Below are 17178 nucleotides of genomic sequence, written 5' to 3'. Positions count from 1 at the left end.
ACGAATTGCCAGCTAGCAATTCCACACTGCCCCGGCCGGGTCGATGAGAAAGCTATTCTCCGATAGTTCCCTCCGGCGGCTGCAACCCCAAGTGCCGCCATGCTCGGGCAGTTGCCACGCGTCCGCGCGATGTACGCGCAATCATCCCGGCACGGACCAGGTAGGGCTCGCACACTTCTTCCACAGTCGAGGGCTCCTCACCGACTGCCAACGCCAGGGAATTCACGCCCACCGGGCCGCCACCGTGCCCCTTGACCAGGGCAGTCAGCACTGCGCGGTCCAAGCGGTCCAGCCCAAGCTCATCGACATCGAAGACAATCAACGCCGCCTTGGCCGCACCAAGATCAATAACGCCACCGGAGTGAACATCTGCGAAATCGCGAACGCGACGCAGTAGGCGGTTGGCAATTCGCGGGGTACCTCGCGAACGCGAGGCAATCTCCACTGCAGCCTCTGGGCTGATGTCTACCCCGAGGATCCCAGCGGCACGGGTAACCACCTTTGTCAGATCTTCGACCTCATAGAACTCCATCTGCGCGGTAAAACCAAAGCGGTCACGCAGTGGGCCAGTCAGCATACCCGAGCGCGTCGTCGCACCGACCAACGTGAATGGTGGAATCTCGAGTGGAATCGACGTAGCTCCAGGCCCTTTGCCTACGATGACATCAATACGGAAATCTTCCATTGCCATGTACAGCATTTCTTCCACTGGCCTGGCAATGCGGTGAATCTCATCGATAAACAGGACATCGCCCTCGAGCATGTTCGACAGCATTGCTGCCAAATCGCCAGCGCGAATAAGCGCCGGACCGGAGGTCATTCGCAGGGAGCTCCCCATCTCCTGCGCAATAATCATGGCCATGGTGGTCTTACCCAGCCCGGGAGGTCCCGACAGCAGAATGTGGTCCGGAGTCACATTTCGCCCCCGTGCCCCGGAAAGCACTAAATCCAGCTGTTCGCGGACCTTGGGTTGGCCGATGAACTCCCCTAACGACTTTGGTCGCAGGTTCGATTCCGCATCGACTTCCTCGACCTGAGCGCGGGCATCGACATCACGTTGTGCACCATTTCCACCACCGCCAAAATGGTCGTTGGCTTCCCCACCTAAAGAGTCCCTGAAGGGATTGCCCGACACGTTAAACTCCGTGCGCTCGATATCGCTCATAGTCCCCTCATCCTAGTGCACTGCCAATTTTCATCATCAATGTAGCTGCAGGTCCTCAACCTGGATTTACTTCTCGCCCAATGTCTTTAGCGCCGCCTTCAGCGCCATTGAAGTATCCAAGGTCGGATCAATCCGAACAACGGTCTCCGCTGCCTCATTCGCGTCAGCTTCCGGGAACCCAAGCCCGACCAAAGCACCAACGACCTGATCCAGATCTGCCTTCAAAACAATGCCAGGTGCTGCTCCGTTTGCAGCTTCCTCCAGCGGCGATACCGCCCTGTCCGCGAAAACTTCGACCTTATCCTTCAATTCAACCAACAGGCGCTCCGCCAATCGCTTGCCGACGCCGTTAGCTACTTGCAAGGCCTTCGCATTCTTTGAGGCGACCGCATTGGCAATCTCGGCCGGCGACAGTACCGAAAGAACTGACATCGCCACCTTTGGCCCCACTGTCGAGACAGTGCGCAAGAGCGCAAACATCTCACGTTCCTGTGAATTGGTAAAACCAAAGAGCGTAATCGCGTCTTCACGAACCGCCATTGTGGTCAACATAAAAGTCTGCTCATGCCTCACCAACTGGGAAGCTAGCCTGCCTGTAATGGTGACCAAATGCCCGACACCACCGCACTCGATAACGCAATAGTCCGCACCGAGATCGATAACCTCACCGCGTAGAGATGCAATCACTTCTCACAATTCCTTTCACTACGGCTTCCCGAAAGACACCGAGATAAACGCCGAACTCACAAGTGTGCTCTAGCAGGCTCCCCTACCGCGAGGGATTCTCACGGCGAGAAAGCTCCAACTCCCGCTCCTCGTGTTGCTTAGCAAGCGCAGCCAAGGTGTCGCGCTGGCGTTGCAGAACCGGACCACGCCAACAGTGGCAGATAGCGATGGCCAACGCATCCGCTGCGTCCGCAGGTTTTGGCGGAGTTTCCAACCCGAGGATTCTCGTCACCATCATGGTCATCTGCTTCTTATCAGCCCGACCGTTGCCGGTAAGCGCCTTCTTTACCTCCGACGGCGTGTACATATGCACTTCCAAACCGCGTCTCGCCGCAGCGAGGACAAGGACACCAACCGCGTGCGCAGTCTGCATTACGGTGGACACATTGCCGCGCTCGAATACCCGTTCCATCGCAACCACGTCCGGCTCGTACTCATCCATCCACTGCTCCACGGCATTGGAAAGCCGTAGAAGACGATCCTCCAACGATGCCGTGGTTGGTGTGCGGGCGACCCCCACCGCAATGGGAATGACTTTCCTGCCCTGAGCACCTTCCGCAATGGAGAGACCACAACGAGTAAGGCCAGGGTCGATACCCATCACCCGCAGAGATCCAGCTCGATAATTCACCTCTCCACTAATACCACATTTCGAACAGCTGTTTGTATCGTAGCTACACGGGGTACCAACCGTTGGTTCTGATAGGTTTAACACCATGAATTCACCGAAGAAGCTCTACGGCGTTCTCGCTGCAGCTGAAATGGTCACGTGGGCTCTGCTGCTCTTGGGGCTGGCACTGAAGTACCTGTTCAAAGTCACTGACATCGCCACCACCATCTTCGGCGGCATCCACGGTTTTACGTTCCTGTGCTACGTAGTCACCACCATCATGGTGTGGATCAACCAGCAGTGGAGCTTTGGCCGCGGTGTCATCGGCCTCGCCTCTTCTATCATTCCATTCGCAACCTATCCGTTTGAACGAAACACCCTGAAGGCAGGCCTCTTGGATCGGCCCTGGCGCTTTACCGACGAATCCGAGGAGCCACAGGGCATTTTCGAGTGGGCACTCGCGATGATTATTCGCCGCCCGTTTATCTCGGCATTCGTCATCCTGATTGTTCTCGCCGTGGTCTTCACACTGTTGCTGATGGCGGGACCTCCGACTCAGTGGTTCTCTTAAAACGGTTCTACTAAAACTTTCAGAAACCAAAATCGGGTTTATTGGCAAAAGTGTGTCCGTCTGGCGTGTCGACCGGTGCGTCGGCGGGCGGGCACCCTTCGCTACTTACCCCAATGCGAGTTACTGACTGCGTTTATGACAAAAATGACCTGTAAAATCGTCTGATAGTGACATAAACTCGCACAGTTTCACATTTGCAGCCCGTAGTTTTTCCCCAAAAAATCCCCATCGGACGACTCTCCGATGGGGATCTTCCATTCACACCAGCTCACCGCGCAATTCAGCGCTGCGGACTACCCTGCGCGGGCACCCCTTTAACGCCGGGAAGCCGGTCAGCGGAACCGTCGCCAAGCAAACGCCTAGTCGTCGAGTTCGGCGATAACCTCGTCGCTGATGTCGGCGTTCGAGTAGACGTTCTGCACGTCGTCGGACTCTTCGAGAGCGTCAATCAGACGGAAGAGCTTGCGTGCACCGTCAGCATCGAGAGCGACCGTGGTAGAAGCCCGGTAGTCCTGATCTGCGGAGTCATACTCCATTTCGGCATCGACAAGAGCGGTGCGGACATTCATCAGATCGGTAAAGGCGGAGACAACCTCGAACTTTTCGCCCAGGTCGTTGACCTCCTCTGCACCGGCATCGAGAACCGCCATAAGCAGGTCATCCTCGGTCAGTTCGCCCTTCGGCAGCTCGACGACACCCTTCTTTTCGAACAGGTAAGCCACGGCGCCGTTGTCCGCCATGTTGCCGTTGTTCTTGTTGAACGCCGAGCGCACATCGGAAGCAGCACGGTTACGGTTATCAGTCAGGCACTCCACAATCAAAGCGACACCGCCAGGTGCATAGCCTTCGTAGACAATGGTCTCCCAGTCAGCACCGCCGGACTCCTCGCCGGAACCACGCTTGCGGGCACGCTCAATGTTGTCGTTGGGAACCGAGGCCTTCTTGGCCTTCTTGATCATGTCATCGAGGGTGGGGTTACCAGCAGGATCACCGCCGCCGGTACGAGCCGCGACCTCGATGTTCTTGATCATCTTTGCCCACTCTTTGGCGCGCTTGGCGTCATTAGCAGCCTTCTTGTGCTTTGTGGTTGCCCATTTTGAATGACCCGCCATGTGCTAGTTCCTACCAATCCTCTCGTCAATACCCATGTAGATGGGAATTCGTCAGGTGTTCATTATACAAACCGGGGATTTAAATTCCGACAAGCTCTCGCAAAAAGAACTCGTGGAGCCGCGTCTCCCCCGTCGACTCCGGGTGAAAGCTGGTGGCCATCGCAGCCCCCTGCCGTACTCCGACCACTGTACCTGCGGTCTCTCCAGCCGATTCTGGCACCCGCGCTAGCACCTCAACATCATCACCGACACGCTCGACCCACGGTGCGCGAATAAAGGCGGCGTGTACAGGCGGCTGGTCACCGCTGATCGCTAGCTGCGGAATATCCAAGTCAGTTTCGAAGGAATCCACTTGCCGGCCAAATGCGTTACGACGGACCGTGATGTCAATCGCTCCCAGGCTAACGGCATCCGGACGGGTATCGAGCACTTCGTCGGCAAGCAAAATCATGCCTGCGCAGGTGCCATATGCCGGAAGGCCATCGCGGAGGGCTTCCCGCAGCGGGTCTTCAAGCTCATTGAAGACCATCAGCTTGCTCATGGTTGTGGACTCGCCGCCGGGCAAAATTAGGCCGCTAAGCCCTTCCAGATCACGGGGCAAGCGCACCTTTCGGTGCGGGACGCCGAGCTGGTCAAGCACATATCCGTGTTCGGCAACGTTGCCCTGAAGAGCGAGGATACCGATTGTTTCCTGTGTCATTAATCTAGGTTCTCACTGCGAGCATCGAAGTTCGTCGCCACTGGCACGGGCTCGACACCCGGGGCCAGGCTTCGGGTCAGCCCTTCCTGCGTGACGACGGCCACGAGCTCGCCCTTTTGGTTAAAGATGCGACCGTGAGTCAATGCGCGACCCGCGTGCGCCGATGGCGAAATCTGGTCGTAGAGCAGCCATTCATCCGCACGGAACGGACGCATAAACCACATCGCGTGGTCGAGGCTGGCTTCCTGGACCTCAACGCCTGGATGCGGAACGAGTGCCGATGACAGCAAAGTCATATCCGACATGTACGCCAGCGTGCAGACGTGGAAGGTCTCGTTATCCGGCAGGCGATCCTTGCACCGGAACCATACCAGCTGCTGGGACGGGGTGTACTTGTTGTGTTCGAACTGATCATCCGGCACTACCCGGATATCCCAGTCCGCCCACTCGCGCATTAGTAGACGACGTGTGTTCGTCATCTCAGAGGTGTCGGTGACCACGTCTTCAGGATCTGGCACCTTGCGCATCACGTCAGAGTGCTCGAGTCCCTCATCCCCCTTACGGTGGAAGCTGACCTGCATGACGAAAATCGTACGGCCATCTTGCACAGCTTCGACGGATCGGTGGCAGAAAGACCGGCCGTCGCGAATACGCTTGACCATGTACACCGTCGGGATATGGGGGCGGCCCGGGCCTACAAAGTAGGCGTGGAGGGAGTTCACCGCGAAGGTATTACCCACCGTGCGCGTCGCCGCGACGAGGGACTGGCCGGCAACTTGGCCACCGAAAGTGCGCTGCAGGATTGACTTAATGACTGGGCCACGGAAAATGTCCCGGTCAATCTGCTCCAGATCTAATACCTCGCGGATGTTAGCCATTTTTACCAGCCACGCTCAGCGAGTCGGTGCGGCTGCGGAATCTCGTCGACGTTGATGCCGACCATTGCCTCGCCGAGACCGCGGGAGACATCAGCGATGACCTTCGGATCATCGTAGTGCTGGGTTGCCTGGACGATAGCCTTGGCGCGCTTCTCCGGATCACCGGACTTGAAGATACCGGAACCAACAAAGACACCCTCGGCACCGAGCTGCATCATCATTGCAGCGTCAGCCGGAGTTGCAATGCCTCCTGCGGTGAACAGCACGACTGGCAACTTACCGGTCTCAGCGACCTCGCGTACCAGCTCGTACGGTGCCTGCAGCTCCTTGGCGGCAACATAGAGCTCGTCCGGAGCCATAGAACGCAGACGGTTAATTTCAGCGCGGATGGTGCGCATGTGAGTCACAGCGTTGGAGACATCACCGGTACCGGCCTCGCCCTTGGAGCGAATCATGGCAGCGCCCTCGTTGATGCGGCGCAGAGCCTCACCCAGGTTGGTCGCACCACAGACGAAAGGCACGGTGAATTCGAACTTGTCGATGTGGTTCGAGTAATCGGCCGGGGTCAGAACCTCGGACTCGTCAATGAAGTCAACACCGAGGGACTGCAGAACCTGTGCCTCAACAAAGTGGCCGATTCGGGCCTTGGCCATAACCGGAATGGAGACGGCATTGATAATGCCCTCGATCATGTCCGGGTCAGACATACGCGACACGCCACCCTCTGCGCGAATATCGGCGGGGACACGCTCCAGCGCCATCACGGCAGTTGCGCCGGCATCTTCAGCGATCTTGGCCTGCTCCGGCGTAACGACGTCCATAATGACGCCGCCCTTCATCATCTCAGCGAAACCGCGCTTCACGCGTGCGGTGCCCTGCCCGGAGTTGTTCTCAACCGTGCTCAACGAACCCTACTTCCCTAATAAAACTGGTGAATGTGACCGTTTGTAGTCGTTTAACACTATAACGCCTGAACTAGACAGTGCTGTTCATTGAGTCACAAAACACGGCGAACTTCCAGCACAACAGCGAATTTTCCCACAATTAAGCAGTTGTCAGTCCGTCTGCAACATCGAAATATTCCGGTTCGGGTGCAGTGCCCGCCAGCCGCAGCGCGCGTACTAGCGGCCTGGCTCGCAGTGCTTTCGTATCCGTCACCGCATCATTGTAGAAACGGCGGGCGAGCTCGAGCCGCGTGTGGGCGTCAGAAAGCTCAATTGCCATCGTTCGGTCCACGGGCTGTTCCTCATAGAGCGCCACAATTTTCCTAGTCAGTTCGTTTTCCACGTCTGCGCGCTGTCCAGTGTTGTTGGCTCTAAGTGGTGTGGCTTCCACCTTCGTCACTACGCCGGCGAGTTCCGGGTAGGCGGCACGAGCGACTGCGGCCCTTCGCCCCAACGCCGCTTCCAGTGAAGAACGCGCCAAGTCCGTGCGAATGTGCATACGGTTCAAACGCGTCGCTGTCGATGAAGCCACCAAACCGCTAACGAGTACGACAATCAGCGCAATGACTAGGACAACGACCCAGATTGGAACGGTTACGTCCACCGAAAACCCACTTTCACTCCGCTGCGTTTAATCAGCTAACACGACGGAAATCTCTATGGCGCAATGACGACCTTTTCGCCATCCATGCGCACCGTATCGTACACACGCAGAACGCCGTCGGCGACCTGCGACCAGTCATACTCCCAAGCCCGTTTATGCCCGAGTGCGCGAAGCTCCTCCCCCAACTTTGGCTGCGTCAAAAGGCGTACGACTGCATCCGCAAGGTCTGCGGAGTTACCGTTTTCAAAGTGAAGCCCGTAATGGCCGTCGTCAAGCACGAGTTTGAACGCATCGATGTCGCTGGAGATCACCGGCGCACCCGCCGCCATCGCCTCTACCAGCACGATGCCGAAACTCTCTCCACCACGCTGCGGGGCAATGTACGCATCCGCATCGGCGAGTATTGACGCCTTAGCATCCTCCGACAGTCTGCCGACGAAATGCAGGACATCTGCGTTTCTGCCCGCTTTACGACGAGCTGCCGCGACATCACCATCACCAACAACACAGACCTCAAGCTGTGGAATCTCTGCACGTATTGCCGGCAGCGCGTCGAGCAACACGTCAAAGCCCTTACGAGATTCGTCGAAGCGTCCGAGGAACACGAGCCGATAGACCCCCTCACGCCGTGGCGGGATCTCAGGCAACGATGAGGCGGCCGGGCAGGACTCAAAATCTCCAACACGGACACCATTGGGAATGAGAACCGGGTCGCCGCCGAGTTGCTCAACCTGCCAGCGACGAGCCACTTCCGAGACAGCGATGCCTCCCCGAATGCGTTCAAGGTACTTCCGCAAAAATGGCGTGGCCAACTTCAATGCTAGGGAGTCCGTCGCCGCAGAGTGATAGGTCGCGACAATTGGCCCGACCGAGTTTACTAACGACAGCATTGAAAAACTGGGCGAATTCGGCTCATGGATATGAAGAATGTCAAAGCTACCTTCCTCGATCCATGTGCGGACTCGACGGCTCGTGCGGGGACCAAAAGACAGCCGAGCGACTGAGCCGTTATACGGAATCGGGATGGCGGCACCACCTCGAATAACGAAATCCGGCACATCCGCCTGCGCGCTAGCCGGGCCGATAAGACTGACCTCGTGGCCGCGGCGGATGAACTCCTCACACAAGTCAATCGCGTGAGCTTGAACCCCACCTGGAACATCGAACGAGTACGGGCACACCATTCCGATTCGCACGGCTACTTTGACCTCTTCTTATCCGCTGGCCACAGTGGCTGCATCATGTGCCAATCCGCTGGATGCTGAGCAATATCAGATTCAAAAACAGTAGCGATGTCTTGGACAATGTCAGCTAGATTGCGCCCCTCAGTCGGCACGAATGGATGCGCTACAAAGCGCCAACCATCGCGCGTGTAGGACAGGCCCGCGGGCATAAGCCGAGCGCCCGTGTCCTGTGCCAGCTTTGCCGCGCCGACCGGCATTGTCGTCTGCTCGCCGAAAAAAGTGACCGGGACCCCGTGGCCGCCGAAGTCACGATCAGACAGCAGGCACACAACGCCACCGTCTTCCAATCGCTTCTGCAGTTCCGGCATCGCGGGTTTGCCACCGGTAAGCGGGAGAATGTGGAATCCGAGGGATTCGCGGTACTCCACGAAAGCGTCGTAAAGCACCTCTGGCTTCAGCCGTTCCGCCACGGTACTGAACCGGCCATGGCGGGAAACGAGCCACATACCTGCCATATCCCAGTTACCAGAATGCGGCAGTGGGATGACGATGGAATCTCCGGCCTCGAGGGCCTCAGCAACTCGTTCGAGCCCATCGCTGGTGGATTCGACCGTGTCTGCCAGCTCTGGAGAGGCGATGGAGGGCAACCGGAATGCCTCCACCCAATAGCGTAGATAGGAACGCATGGAAGCCCGAATAAGCCCTTGCGGCACTTCCTCAGGCGGACAGCCCATAACGCGAGCCAGGTTCTTGCGAAGCTGGCGGGTCGTCGTGGGATTTGCTGCTACCCGATCGGCGGCTATGTTGCCGATGCGGTAGGCCACGCGTTCCGGCAGCAGACCAAAAATCTTCCACCCGGCCATATAGCCGAGCGCAACGAAATCATCTTTCGAGCGAGGCAGGAAGAAACTAGTCATCGTATCCTCCTTTAGTTGTTGGAATCAGCCGAACCCGTGGACTTCGTAGCAGAGTCAGGGTTGATAGATGAACTATCAGCTGCGCCTTCTGGCGGGGCGATGGGATCCAACGCTCCTGGCTGCTTAGCCACCATGTACAAGCGCTGAATGACGGTGAATACCGAACCAATCGCCAGGAGCCACATTGCGACGTAGAGGGCATAGTCCACGCCAAGCCCCTGGAGCCCAATGCCGATTAGACCGATAATCAGGCGCTCCGCACGTTCGACGAGACCGCCGTTGACCTTGAGGCCGCTAGCTTCTGCCCGAGCCTTAACGTAGGAAATGACCTGGGAAGATCCCATAGTGATCAGTGTCAGAATAAGCAGCACTGAATCCGCGTCATGGTGATACACCACCCAATACGCTATCGCCCCGAACAGTGCAGCATCCGTAATGCGGTCACAGGAAGCATCCAGCGTCGCTCCGTATTTCGTTCCCTGCCCTCGAAGTCTGGCCATCGTGCCATCGAGCAGGTCAAAAGCAGTGAAAATAGCGATTGACACCGCAGCTGCGAAAAGATGGTTGGTAGGAATCAGGATTACCGCAAGCAGAACGGAAACTACCGTTCCCACCAGGGTGACCGTGTTCGGGCTAATGCCGACCCGCAAAAGTGCAGCGGCAATCGGTTCAACTACTGGGCGGATTGGAGCCCTGCCACGGACACTCAGCATGCTGCCCCATCCTCTTGATTAAGGGCACGCCAGCCGTCGGCAAGCAACTCGCGAGTCTGACGAAGAGCCTGCGGTAACACTTTGGTGCCATCGATCACGGTCATAAAATTGCTGTCACCCGACCAGCGCGGTACGACGTGCATATGCAGGTGATCGGCGACCGAACCGCCGGAGGCCTTGCCTAAGTTGAAACCTACATTGACGGCGTGCGGGCGCGAAACCGATTTGAGAGTACGAACCGCATGCTTGGCAAATCGCATCATCTCGGCTGTTTCTTCGTCGGTCAAGTCCTCAAGGTTGGCGACTTCGCGATATGGAACCACCATGAGGTGCCCTGGGTTGTACGGGAACAGATTCAAAACGGCGTACACCCACTCGCCGCGAGCGATAATGAGTGCTTCCTCATCGCTTTGCTTCGGCAAATCAACGAAGGGGTTACGAGATGGCTTGGAGTTATGCACACCACGCTTGACGATGTAGTCCAGCCGGTAGGGTGCCCATAAGCGCGTGAGCCGATCCGGTTCGCCGTAACCGCTGTCGACGTATACGCCATCAGACGATTCCTGCTGGCCGGCATTGCCCTGCTGCTGCGGAGGCAACTCTTCACTTCCCGACTGATTCACTGCCATCCCCTTCGTTGCGTGGCCGGGACCCCATTCGAGCCCCGACCACATATATTTCTCTGCTGTAGTTTACGACCTCGCGGTCAACTTCTTTGGATTACCACGCGTGGTTCACCAGTTAAAACAACGCGGTCGAATTAGAGAGCGTTAACGACCTCTAGAGAGCAGAGACATTCTCCTTGTTCGGCTGTTCGTTATTCCGCGAAGCAACCCAATCACAGATGATGTCCACAGCCTTCTCAACTGCCACCCCGTTAATCTGGGTACCATCGAGGAACCGGAAGCTGACGGCGCCTGCCTCAATGTCGCGGGCACCAGCCAGAATCATGAACGGAACCTTGGCCTGGGTGTGGTTGCGAATCTTCTTCTGCATGCGGTCATCGGACGTATCCACGTGGACGCGGATGCCACGAGACTTCAGCTGTACAGCAAAGCCCTCCAGGTGTGGGATACAGTCATCCGCAACCGGAATACCAACAACCTGTTCCGGAGCCAGCCAAGCCGGGAAAGCACCTGCGTAGTGCTCCAATAGGACGCCAAAGAAACGTTCGATGGAGCCGAAAAGCGCACGGTGAATCATAATCGGGCGCTTCTTGGTTCCGTCAGGTGCGGTGTACTCGAGCTCGAAGCGCTCCGGCAGGTTGAAGTCGAGCTGTACCGTCGACATCTGCCAAGTACGGCCGATGGCATCGCGGGCTTGGACGGAAATCTTCGGACCATAGAAAGCGGCTCCGCCCGGATCAGGAACGAGCTCGAGGCCAGAAGCATCTGCAACGCGCTGAAGAATAGCTGTGGACTTCTCCCAAATTTCATCCGAGCCGACGAACTTCTTTTCGTCCTTCGTAGACAGCTCCAGGTAGAAGTCATCCAGGCCGTAGTCACGCAGAAGCGAAATGATGAAGTCGAGGACATTAGTGAGCTCTTCTTCCAGCTGATCCTCGGTGCAGTAGATGTGGGCATCGTCCTGCGTAAAGCCACGGGCTCGGGTAAGACCGTGGATAACGCCTGATTTCTCGTAGCGGTAGACGGTGCCGAACTCGAACATACGAATCGGAAGTTCACGGTAGCTGCGACCACGCGATGCGAAAATGAGGTTGTGCATCGGGCAGTTCATCGGCTTGACGTAGTAGTCCTGCGGAGCCTTGGTGCAGTTGCCGTGTTCGTCATATTCGCCGTCGAGCTGCATCGGCGGGAACATGCCATCCGCGTAGAAGTCCAGGTGACCAGACTTCTTGAACAAGTCACCCTTAGTTACGTGCGGCGTGTTCACAAAGTCATAGCCCGCTTCGATATGACGGCGACGGGAGTGCTGCTCCATCTCGTTGCGGATGATGCCACCCTTGACATGGAATACCGGGAAACCAGAACCAATCTCATCCGGGAAGCTGAACAAATCCAGCTCGGAGCCCAAACGGCGGTGATCGCGCTTCTCAGCCTCGAGCATGCGGTCGAGGTACTCGTCTAACGCTTCCTTGGACTCCCACGCAGTGCCGTAAACACGCTGCAGGTTATCTCGAGATTGGTCACCCCGCCAGTACGCAGCGGAAGAACGCATGATCTTAAAAGCAGGGATGTAGCGGGTGGTCGGCACGTGCGGGCCGCGGCAAAGATCAAACCACTCGGTCTCACCGGTACGCGGATTGACGTTGCGGTAGCCGGTCAAGGTCGTGCCTGCACCACCGACGTCGACATTGGCCTCATCATCTTCGGCCACCTTGCCGGCCGACTTTTCAACAATCAGCTCGAGCTTATACGGCTCGTCGGCAAGCGCTTCCTGCGCCTGATCGGCAGACTCGAACGCGAAGCGCTCGAATCGCTGACCAGACTTGATGATCTTCTTCATACGCTTTTCGATGCGCTTGAGATCCTCCGGCGAGAAAGGCTCATCGACACGGAAGTCGTAGTAGAAACCATTGTCGATGGCAGGGCCAATGCCCAGCTTCGTCCCAGGGAACTCCAACTGCACGGCCTGAGCCATCACGTGAGTCGCAGAGTGGCGGATGACATCGCGACCGTCCGGAGTATTCGCCGGAACGGGCTCGAAGACGGTTTCCACTTCTGGCTTAAAGGACAGATCCTTCAAATTGCCTTCAGGGTCGCGGACACAAACGATGGCGTCAACGCCCTTGTTCGGGAAACCCAGGTCTCTCATCGCCTCGCCCGCAGAAACTCCTGCGGGCACGGAAAACGGTGCTGGGGTTGCAAATTCTTCTGACACGGCGTGCGTGTACTCCTTTTCAAAGTGTCTTCGAAAATCACATACCTGGTGACCTTCGTCAGTCGTTCACACACTTTACCGCACGGTCAAAACTCAGGCCTCGAAAAGGTCCTGGGCCCAGTACTCCTCCTCAGAAGTTCCTCGTGGCATAACAAACACGGCGGATCCAATGTGGAAAATCCACTGATTGAGACGGTCGTTCTTGGACAGCCGCTCTTGAATCGGATTGAACTGCTCCAACGGGTCCTTCTGGAAACAAATGAATACCAGGCCGGTGTTGGTCTCGAATCGACCATTCGGTTCCGGTGGCAGGTCATAGTTGTAGACCCGTCGCAGAATCCGCTGATTAGGTTTCTCTTTCGGAGGCATTGACAGCGCAACATGGCTGTTCGGATCCGTCAGAGGCAGACCATATTCATCAGTCTTCGCCAGGTCGACGGTCTCAAACTCGTCCTTACCTCCAATTGGCGCGCCGGTGCCGATATCTCGGCCGGTAATAACAGTGCGGCTTTCGCGGTCCAACACATCCCAGCCTGGAATATCCATTTCGATACGGCGGACAACCATCGCTGTACCGCCCCGCAACCAATCCGGACCACTATCAATCCACACCTGCTTGTCGAATTCTTCACGAGTGCGCGGGTTGACCGTACCGTCCTTCTGACCGAAGAGATTGCGCGGGGTCTCGCCTTCCTGCGTAGAACCATTGGCGTGCTGGAAACCAGCTTGCACCCAGTGAACATCCAAATAAGAACCTGCATTTCGGATCATCATTCGGGCCGCATGGGAGACCATTACTGGGTCGTCCGCACAAATCTGCAGGCACAGGTCTCCGCCGTTCCACTCCGGGCGGAGCTCATCGTTAACGTACTTTGGCAGATCTCCCAGCCACTCAGGCTTCTGGTCTTCCCTATCGATGATTGTGAAGAAATTCTCCCCATATCCAACTGTGATAGTCAGATTGGCCGGACTCCCCATGAGCTCGGGTTCCAAATCCGTTCGAGTAGCCTTGCCGGCTGTCATTCGGCGGGCGTCATCCGTCCAGGCACGCATGAGGTTTTGGAGGCGATTGCGATCGACCCCCTTCTTCACGTTGAAGGCTATTAGCCATAGATTCGCCTGTGCGGGCGTCGCAATCCCCGCCTGGTGAGCGCCATCAAAAGGTACGGTTGCTGTCTGCAAAGGCGGTTTCGGTGGCTCTTCCTGTGGACGTTCCAACCCAATCGCCTGGGCTTCCGGCGCCCCCAGGGCGAGCGCTGAGGCTCCTGCGGCGGTGCCGAGCCCGCCAAGAAAACGCCTTCTGGAAAAGCCTTCGGACATTTTGTGCACTCTTACCTTTCTGATTACTTCGAACTGGAACACATGAGATGGCTGGGGATCCGCCAACTTTTCAATAGCTTCAACGCAACCACTGGCCTATCCAATTCGACCGTATCGAAAACCTTTTTCGGAAAAAGAAAAGCGCCGGAGTTCGTTGCATATGCTGCAATAACCTGCCAACTCCAGCGCTTCTGCCACCATTAGATTCAGCTAGTCAATTCCTCGACGTACCTGAGCTCACGCCCGCTTTACGACGAACGATTGCTTGATCAACTTGTCACAAAAATTAGTGGCCCGAGTGATCCATCTCACCGCCACCCATGTGCTCTGGGTTGTTCAGGTCACCGTCATTACCGTAGTCCTCTTCACCTGCTGGCTGGACACGAACCTCAACGTCCTGGGTAATGCTAGAGCCGTCGGAAAGCTCAATGACGAGCTTGTACTCAGCTCCCACATCCATAGCTTCATCATTGTTCATGATCATGAAGTGAGTGCTACCCGGTTCGAGAACGAGTTCGCCATTAGCAGGAATCGTCAAACCTTCCGGCACCTCGAACATCTTGCCGTCCTTGGTATCGTGCTGCTCGAACTTCGTGCCTTCCTTCAGCCCCTCAAGCTTGAAGGAGGAAACCTTGATGTCCTTATCGGTGTTGTTGGTCAGCGTACCGAAGATGGCGGTCATGCCCTTGTCAGCCGGCTTTTCCTTGATGTAGGCATCGGCCAGCTGCACAGCAGCATCACTCTTCTCCATCTGAGAGGTAGCTTCGGTCGCAGCGGAGGTTGCGGACTCAGTCACCTCAGCAGCAGTGTTATCGTCGGACGAGCATCCTGCCAGAGCAAGGGTCAGAGCTGCGGAACCAGCGATCAGTGTAGTTGCAGTGCGATTGAGCTTCATGTGTCTATTTTGCCTTTCGATTAATAACGATGACGACAGCGGCGATGATGACGATGAGTCCACCACCGAGGCCATAAGCCCATAGCGGTATTGACTTCGTTTCCTCGGCGTGCGCACCGGTCTGACGAGATTCTGCCCCGGCTTCGGCTGCGCCAGCAGCATCCGGATCAGCCACTGAAAAAGAGGTCTTTCCTCGGGTGGAGTGACCATCAGAGGAGGTGATTTGGAAACCAATGATGTAGTTACCAGGGCCTGGATTAATATCCTCAGGGATATCCAAAGAGACCTCATTACCCACTACCTCTGGCTCGTGGGAGTACAGGACTTCCTTGGCATCTGCATCACTAATTGCAACGGTGTTGAAATTGTTCTTGGGGTTGCCGGAGAACTTGAGAGAAACGTGGTGCGGAAATTCATCGAGAACCTGCTTGTCGCCTGGGTTAGACGACAGCACGGAATCGTGAGCATGCGCGGGGCCAGCATTAATAACTGACGCACCTGCAAAGACTACAAGCGCCGCAGCAGCGGCTACTGCACGCCGGAAACCCGACTTTGAGAACCGAAACGTTTCGCCTGAAGCGACCCGGGGACTCACTAGAACAGTTCAACTCCTTTAAGCGGGACAGTTCGAGAAGAACAGCAGTAGTCTGACCGCTGCCCTTATACCTATTGTCGGATGGTAGTCCAGAAAAGTTCCCGAGAGGGACGAATATAGTTCAGGTCACACAGCAAAACCCCGGCCGCGCAGTTTTTATACGATGCGTCGACCGGGGTTTTAAATGGTAGTCCCAACTGGGTTCGAACCAGCGACCTTTCCGGTGTGAACGGAACGCTCTTCCACTGAGCTATGGGACTCGGACAGAAAAGCACTAAGCCTTTGCTGCTCTGCGGAATAAGTTAGCACGCGTTTTGGAAGTTTCCCTAATTGGGTTGCATTGCGTTTGCGATTGCGCAGTTCGACGATTTATTACCCCACCAATGGAACTCCATGACGATAGCGACTCGATAGCCCCCAGTAACCAACCCACGAAAGCGAATAAATGACATCGTTGCGATTCAGAGGCATCAAAGGTTGGTCTTTAGCCCTACGCCCACAGGCACAATACAGATGTTCACCTGGTAATTTGTAATCAATCGCACAAGCACGCTAAAGTATCTTTCGCACCGCAAGAGAGCAATTGAGATTCTTCTTCGCTCTCCTTGCAACGTGATGCGGATGTAGCGCAGCTGGTAGCGCATAACCTTGCCAAGGTTAGGGTCGCGGGTTCGAGTCCCGTCATCCGCTCTGGTTTCTCAAGAAGTTAAGCTCTGTGGTATAACTTCGAGGCAACCACTGAGGCGGCAGCCTCACGGTGGAATGGCCGAGTGGCGAGGCAACGGCCTGCAAAGCCGTGTACACGGGTTCGATTCCCGTTTCCACCTCAGCAGAGATTCCTTACCGGTTTCGATGTAATGCGCGTTTAGCTCAGCGGGAGAGCGCTTCCCTGACACGGAAGAGGTCACTGGTTCAATCCCAGTATCGCGCACCACGTAAGCCCTTATGGGCGAGCGTATTTGCGGATGTAGCGCAGCTGGTAGCGCATAACCTTGCCAAGGTTAGGGTCGCGGGTTCGAGTCCCGTCATCCGCTCAGTGCAAAACCCCCTTCTCCTGGAAGGGGGTTGCGCTTGAAAGCTTCTATATAGCTTTTACCCCAGCGCGATTAGCTCAGTGGGAGAGCGCTTCCCTGACACGGAAGAGGTCACTAGTTCAATCCTAGTATCGCGCACCACGTAAGCCCTTATGGGCGAGCGTATTTGCGGATGTAGCGCAGCTGGTAGCGCATAACCTTGCCAAGGTTAGGGTCGCGGGTTCGAGTCCCGTCATCCGCTCAGACCAACTCCCTTCCGGGTATCCGGGAGGGAGTTTTCGTTTAACCTTTGGGGTTAAGTGACAAAAAGTGTGTCCGCTCGGTGTGTCGCCGGGTGGGCCCTTTTTATCTCATGGGCCCTTTCCGGAT

Annotated in this window: 17 protein-coding genes and 7 tRNA genes; 7 read left to right on the top strand and 17 right to left on the bottom strand. The window is 56.5% G+C overall.

Annotation, left to right across the window (positions count from 1 at the left end):
• Nucleotides 1–52 precede the first annotated feature (52 nt).
• The 3 genes from ruvB to ruvC form a co-directional block, all read right to left on the bottom strand.
• A complete protein-coding gene (gene ruvB / locus QP982_RS03755) occupies nucleotides 53–1165 on the bottom strand; it encodes a Holliday junction branch migration DNA helicase RuvB (RefSeq protein ID WP_150960968.1) in 1113 nt (370 codons plus the stop codon).
• 66 nt (nucleotides 1166–1231) lie between these two features.
• Nucleotides 1232–1852, bottom strand: coding sequence for a Holliday junction branch migration protein RuvA (gene ruvA, locus QP982_RS03750; protein WP_284870228.1), 621 nt, complete (start codon nucleotides 1850–1852; stop codon nucleotides 1232–1234).
• Nucleotides 1853–1934: 82 nt separating this feature from the next.
• Nucleotides 1935–2492, bottom strand: a complete 558-nt coding sequence (ruvC, locus tag QP982_RS03745; RefSeq protein ID WP_048731311.1) for a crossover junction endodeoxyribonuclease RuvC — start codon at nucleotides 2490–2492, stop codon at nucleotides 1935–1937.
• Between the two features lie 115 nt (nucleotides 2493–2607).
• Between ruvC and QP982_RS03740 the strand changes: the two genes are divergently transcribed.
• Nucleotides 2608–3072 (top strand): DUF3817 domain-containing protein, encoded by a 465-nt coding sequence (locus QP982_RS03740; RefSeq protein WP_049190796.1) that lies wholly within the window; start codon nucleotides 2608–2610, stop codon nucleotides 3070–3072.
• 359 nt (nucleotides 3073–3431) lie between these two features.
• Here the strand turns inward: QP982_RS03740 and QP982_RS03735 are convergent, their stop codons facing one another.
• From QP982_RS03735 to QP982_RS03670, 14 genes are all read right to left on the bottom strand, one after another.
• Entirely contained in the window at nucleotides 3432–4184 is a 753-nt protein-coding gene (locus tag QP982_RS03735; protein WP_049172992.1) for a YebC/PmpR family DNA-binding transcriptional regulator, read from the bottom strand.
• Between the two features lie 79 nt (nucleotides 4185–4263).
• Entirely contained in the window at nucleotides 4264–4884 is a 621-nt protein-coding gene (pdxT, locus tag QP982_RS03730; protein ID WP_048731318.1) for a pyridoxal 5'-phosphate synthase glutaminase subunit PdxT, read from the bottom strand.
• Complete coding sequence (locus QP982_RS03725) at nucleotides 4884–5762, bottom strand: acyl-CoA thioesterase (protein ID WP_016422678.1); 879 nt, start codon at nucleotides 5760–5762, stop codon at nucleotides 4884–4886. The genes pdxT and QP982_RS03725 overlap by 1 nt, the downstream gene beginning before the upstream one ends.
• Before the next feature lie 2 nt (nucleotides 5763–5764).
• Entirely contained in the window at nucleotides 5765–6667 is a 903-nt protein-coding gene (pdxS, locus tag QP982_RS03720; RefSeq protein WP_049172998.1) for a pyridoxal 5'-phosphate synthase lyase subunit PdxS, read from the bottom strand.
• A gap of 139 nt (nucleotides 6668–6806) precedes the next feature.
• Entirely contained in the window at nucleotides 6807–7310 is a 504-nt protein-coding gene (locus tag QP982_RS03715; RefSeq protein WP_016422677.1) for a hypothetical protein, read from the bottom strand.
• A 53-nt stretch (nucleotides 7311–7363) separates the two neighbouring features.
• Nucleotides 7364–8506 carry a glycosyltransferase family 4 protein gene (locus tag QP982_RS03710; RefSeq protein ID WP_070767465.1) on the bottom strand — a complete coding sequence of 381 codons (1143 nt, stop codon included), beginning with the start codon at nucleotides 8504–8506 and terminating at the stop codon, nucleotides 7364–7366.
• A 2-nt stretch (nucleotides 8507–8508) separates the two neighbouring features.
• Nucleotides 8509–9411, bottom strand: a complete 903-nt coding sequence (locus QP982_RS03705) for a phosphatidylinositol mannoside acyltransferase (protein WP_070429454.1) — start codon at nucleotides 9409–9411, stop codon at nucleotides 8509–8511.
• Nucleotides 9412–9422: 11 nt separating this feature from the next.
• Nucleotides 9423–10124: a phosphatidylinositol phosphate synthase gene (pgsA, locus tag QP982_RS03700; protein WP_049193676.1), complete on the bottom strand. Its 702-nt coding sequence runs from the start codon at nucleotides 10122–10124 to the stop codon at nucleotides 9423–9425.
• A complete protein-coding gene (locus tag QP982_RS03695; protein ID WP_042388668.1) occupies nucleotides 10118–10753 on the bottom strand; it encodes an ATP adenylyltransferase in 636 nt (211 codons plus the stop codon). Before QP982_RS03695 ends, pgsA begins: the two co-directional genes overlap by 7 nt.
• A 151-nt stretch (nucleotides 10754–10904) precedes the next feature.
• Complete coding sequence (gene thrS / locus QP982_RS03690) at nucleotides 10905–12899, bottom strand: threonine--tRNA ligase (protein ID WP_284870256.1); 1995 nt, start codon at nucleotides 12897–12899, stop codon at nucleotides 10905–10907.
• A gap of 159 nt (nucleotides 12900–13058) precedes the next feature.
• The gene (locus QP982_RS03685) at nucleotides 13059–14285 is read right to left on the bottom strand and encodes a Dyp-type peroxidase (protein WP_040361740.1); all 1227 of its coding nucleotides are present in this window, start codon (nucleotides 14283–14285) and stop codon (nucleotides 13059–13061) included.
• 286 nt (nucleotides 14286–14571) lie between these two features.
• The gene (locus QP982_RS03680; protein ID WP_049190804.1) at nucleotides 14572–15180 is read right to left on the bottom strand and encodes a copper chaperone PCu(A)C; all 609 of its coding nucleotides are present in this window, start codon (nucleotides 15178–15180) and stop codon (nucleotides 14572–14574) included.
• A 4-nt stretch (nucleotides 15181–15184) separates the two neighbouring features.
• The gene (locus QP982_RS03675) at nucleotides 15185–15775 is read right to left on the bottom strand and encodes a copper resistance CopC family protein (RefSeq protein WP_049190805.1); all 591 of its coding nucleotides are present in this window, start codon (nucleotides 15773–15775) and stop codon (nucleotides 15185–15187) included.
• Between the two features lie 185 nt (nucleotides 15776–15960).
• Nucleotides 15961–16035, bottom strand: a tRNA-Val gene (locus QP982_RS03670).
• A 357-nt stretch (nucleotides 16036–16392) separates the two neighbouring features.
• On the opposite strand from QP982_RS03670, the gene QP982_RS03665 reads away from it, so the two are divergent.
• The 6 genes from QP982_RS03665 (at nucleotide 16393) to QP982_RS03640 (ending at nucleotide 17050) form a co-directional block, all read left to right on the top strand.
• Nucleotides 16393–16465: transfer RNA gene (locus QP982_RS03665), tRNA-Gly, on the top strand.
• A gap of 66 nt (nucleotides 16466–16531) precedes the next feature.
• Nucleotides 16532–16602 (top strand) — tRNA-Cys (locus QP982_RS03660).
• A gap of 32 nt (nucleotides 16603–16634) precedes the next feature.
• Nucleotides 16635–16709: transfer RNA gene (locus tag QP982_RS03655), tRNA-Val, on the top strand.
• Between the two features lie 27 nt (nucleotides 16710–16736).
• Nucleotides 16737–16809 (top strand) — tRNA-Gly (locus tag QP982_RS03650).
• A 66-nt stretch (nucleotides 16810–16875) separates the two neighbouring features.
• Nucleotides 16876–16950, top strand: a tRNA-Val gene (locus tag QP982_RS03645).
• Between the two features lie 27 nt (nucleotides 16951–16977).
• Nucleotides 16978–17050, top strand: a tRNA-Gly gene (locus tag QP982_RS03640).
• Nucleotides 17051–17178: the final 128 nt, after the last annotated feature.

The organism is Corynebacterium sp. MSK019, from assembly GCF_030232425.1.
GTDB lineage: Bacteria > Actinomycetota > Actinomycetes > Mycobacteriales > Mycobacteriaceae > Corynebacterium > Corynebacterium jeikeium_D.
Note: the sequence above shows the minus strand (reverse complement) of the source record. Positions and strands in the feature narration are given on the sequence as shown.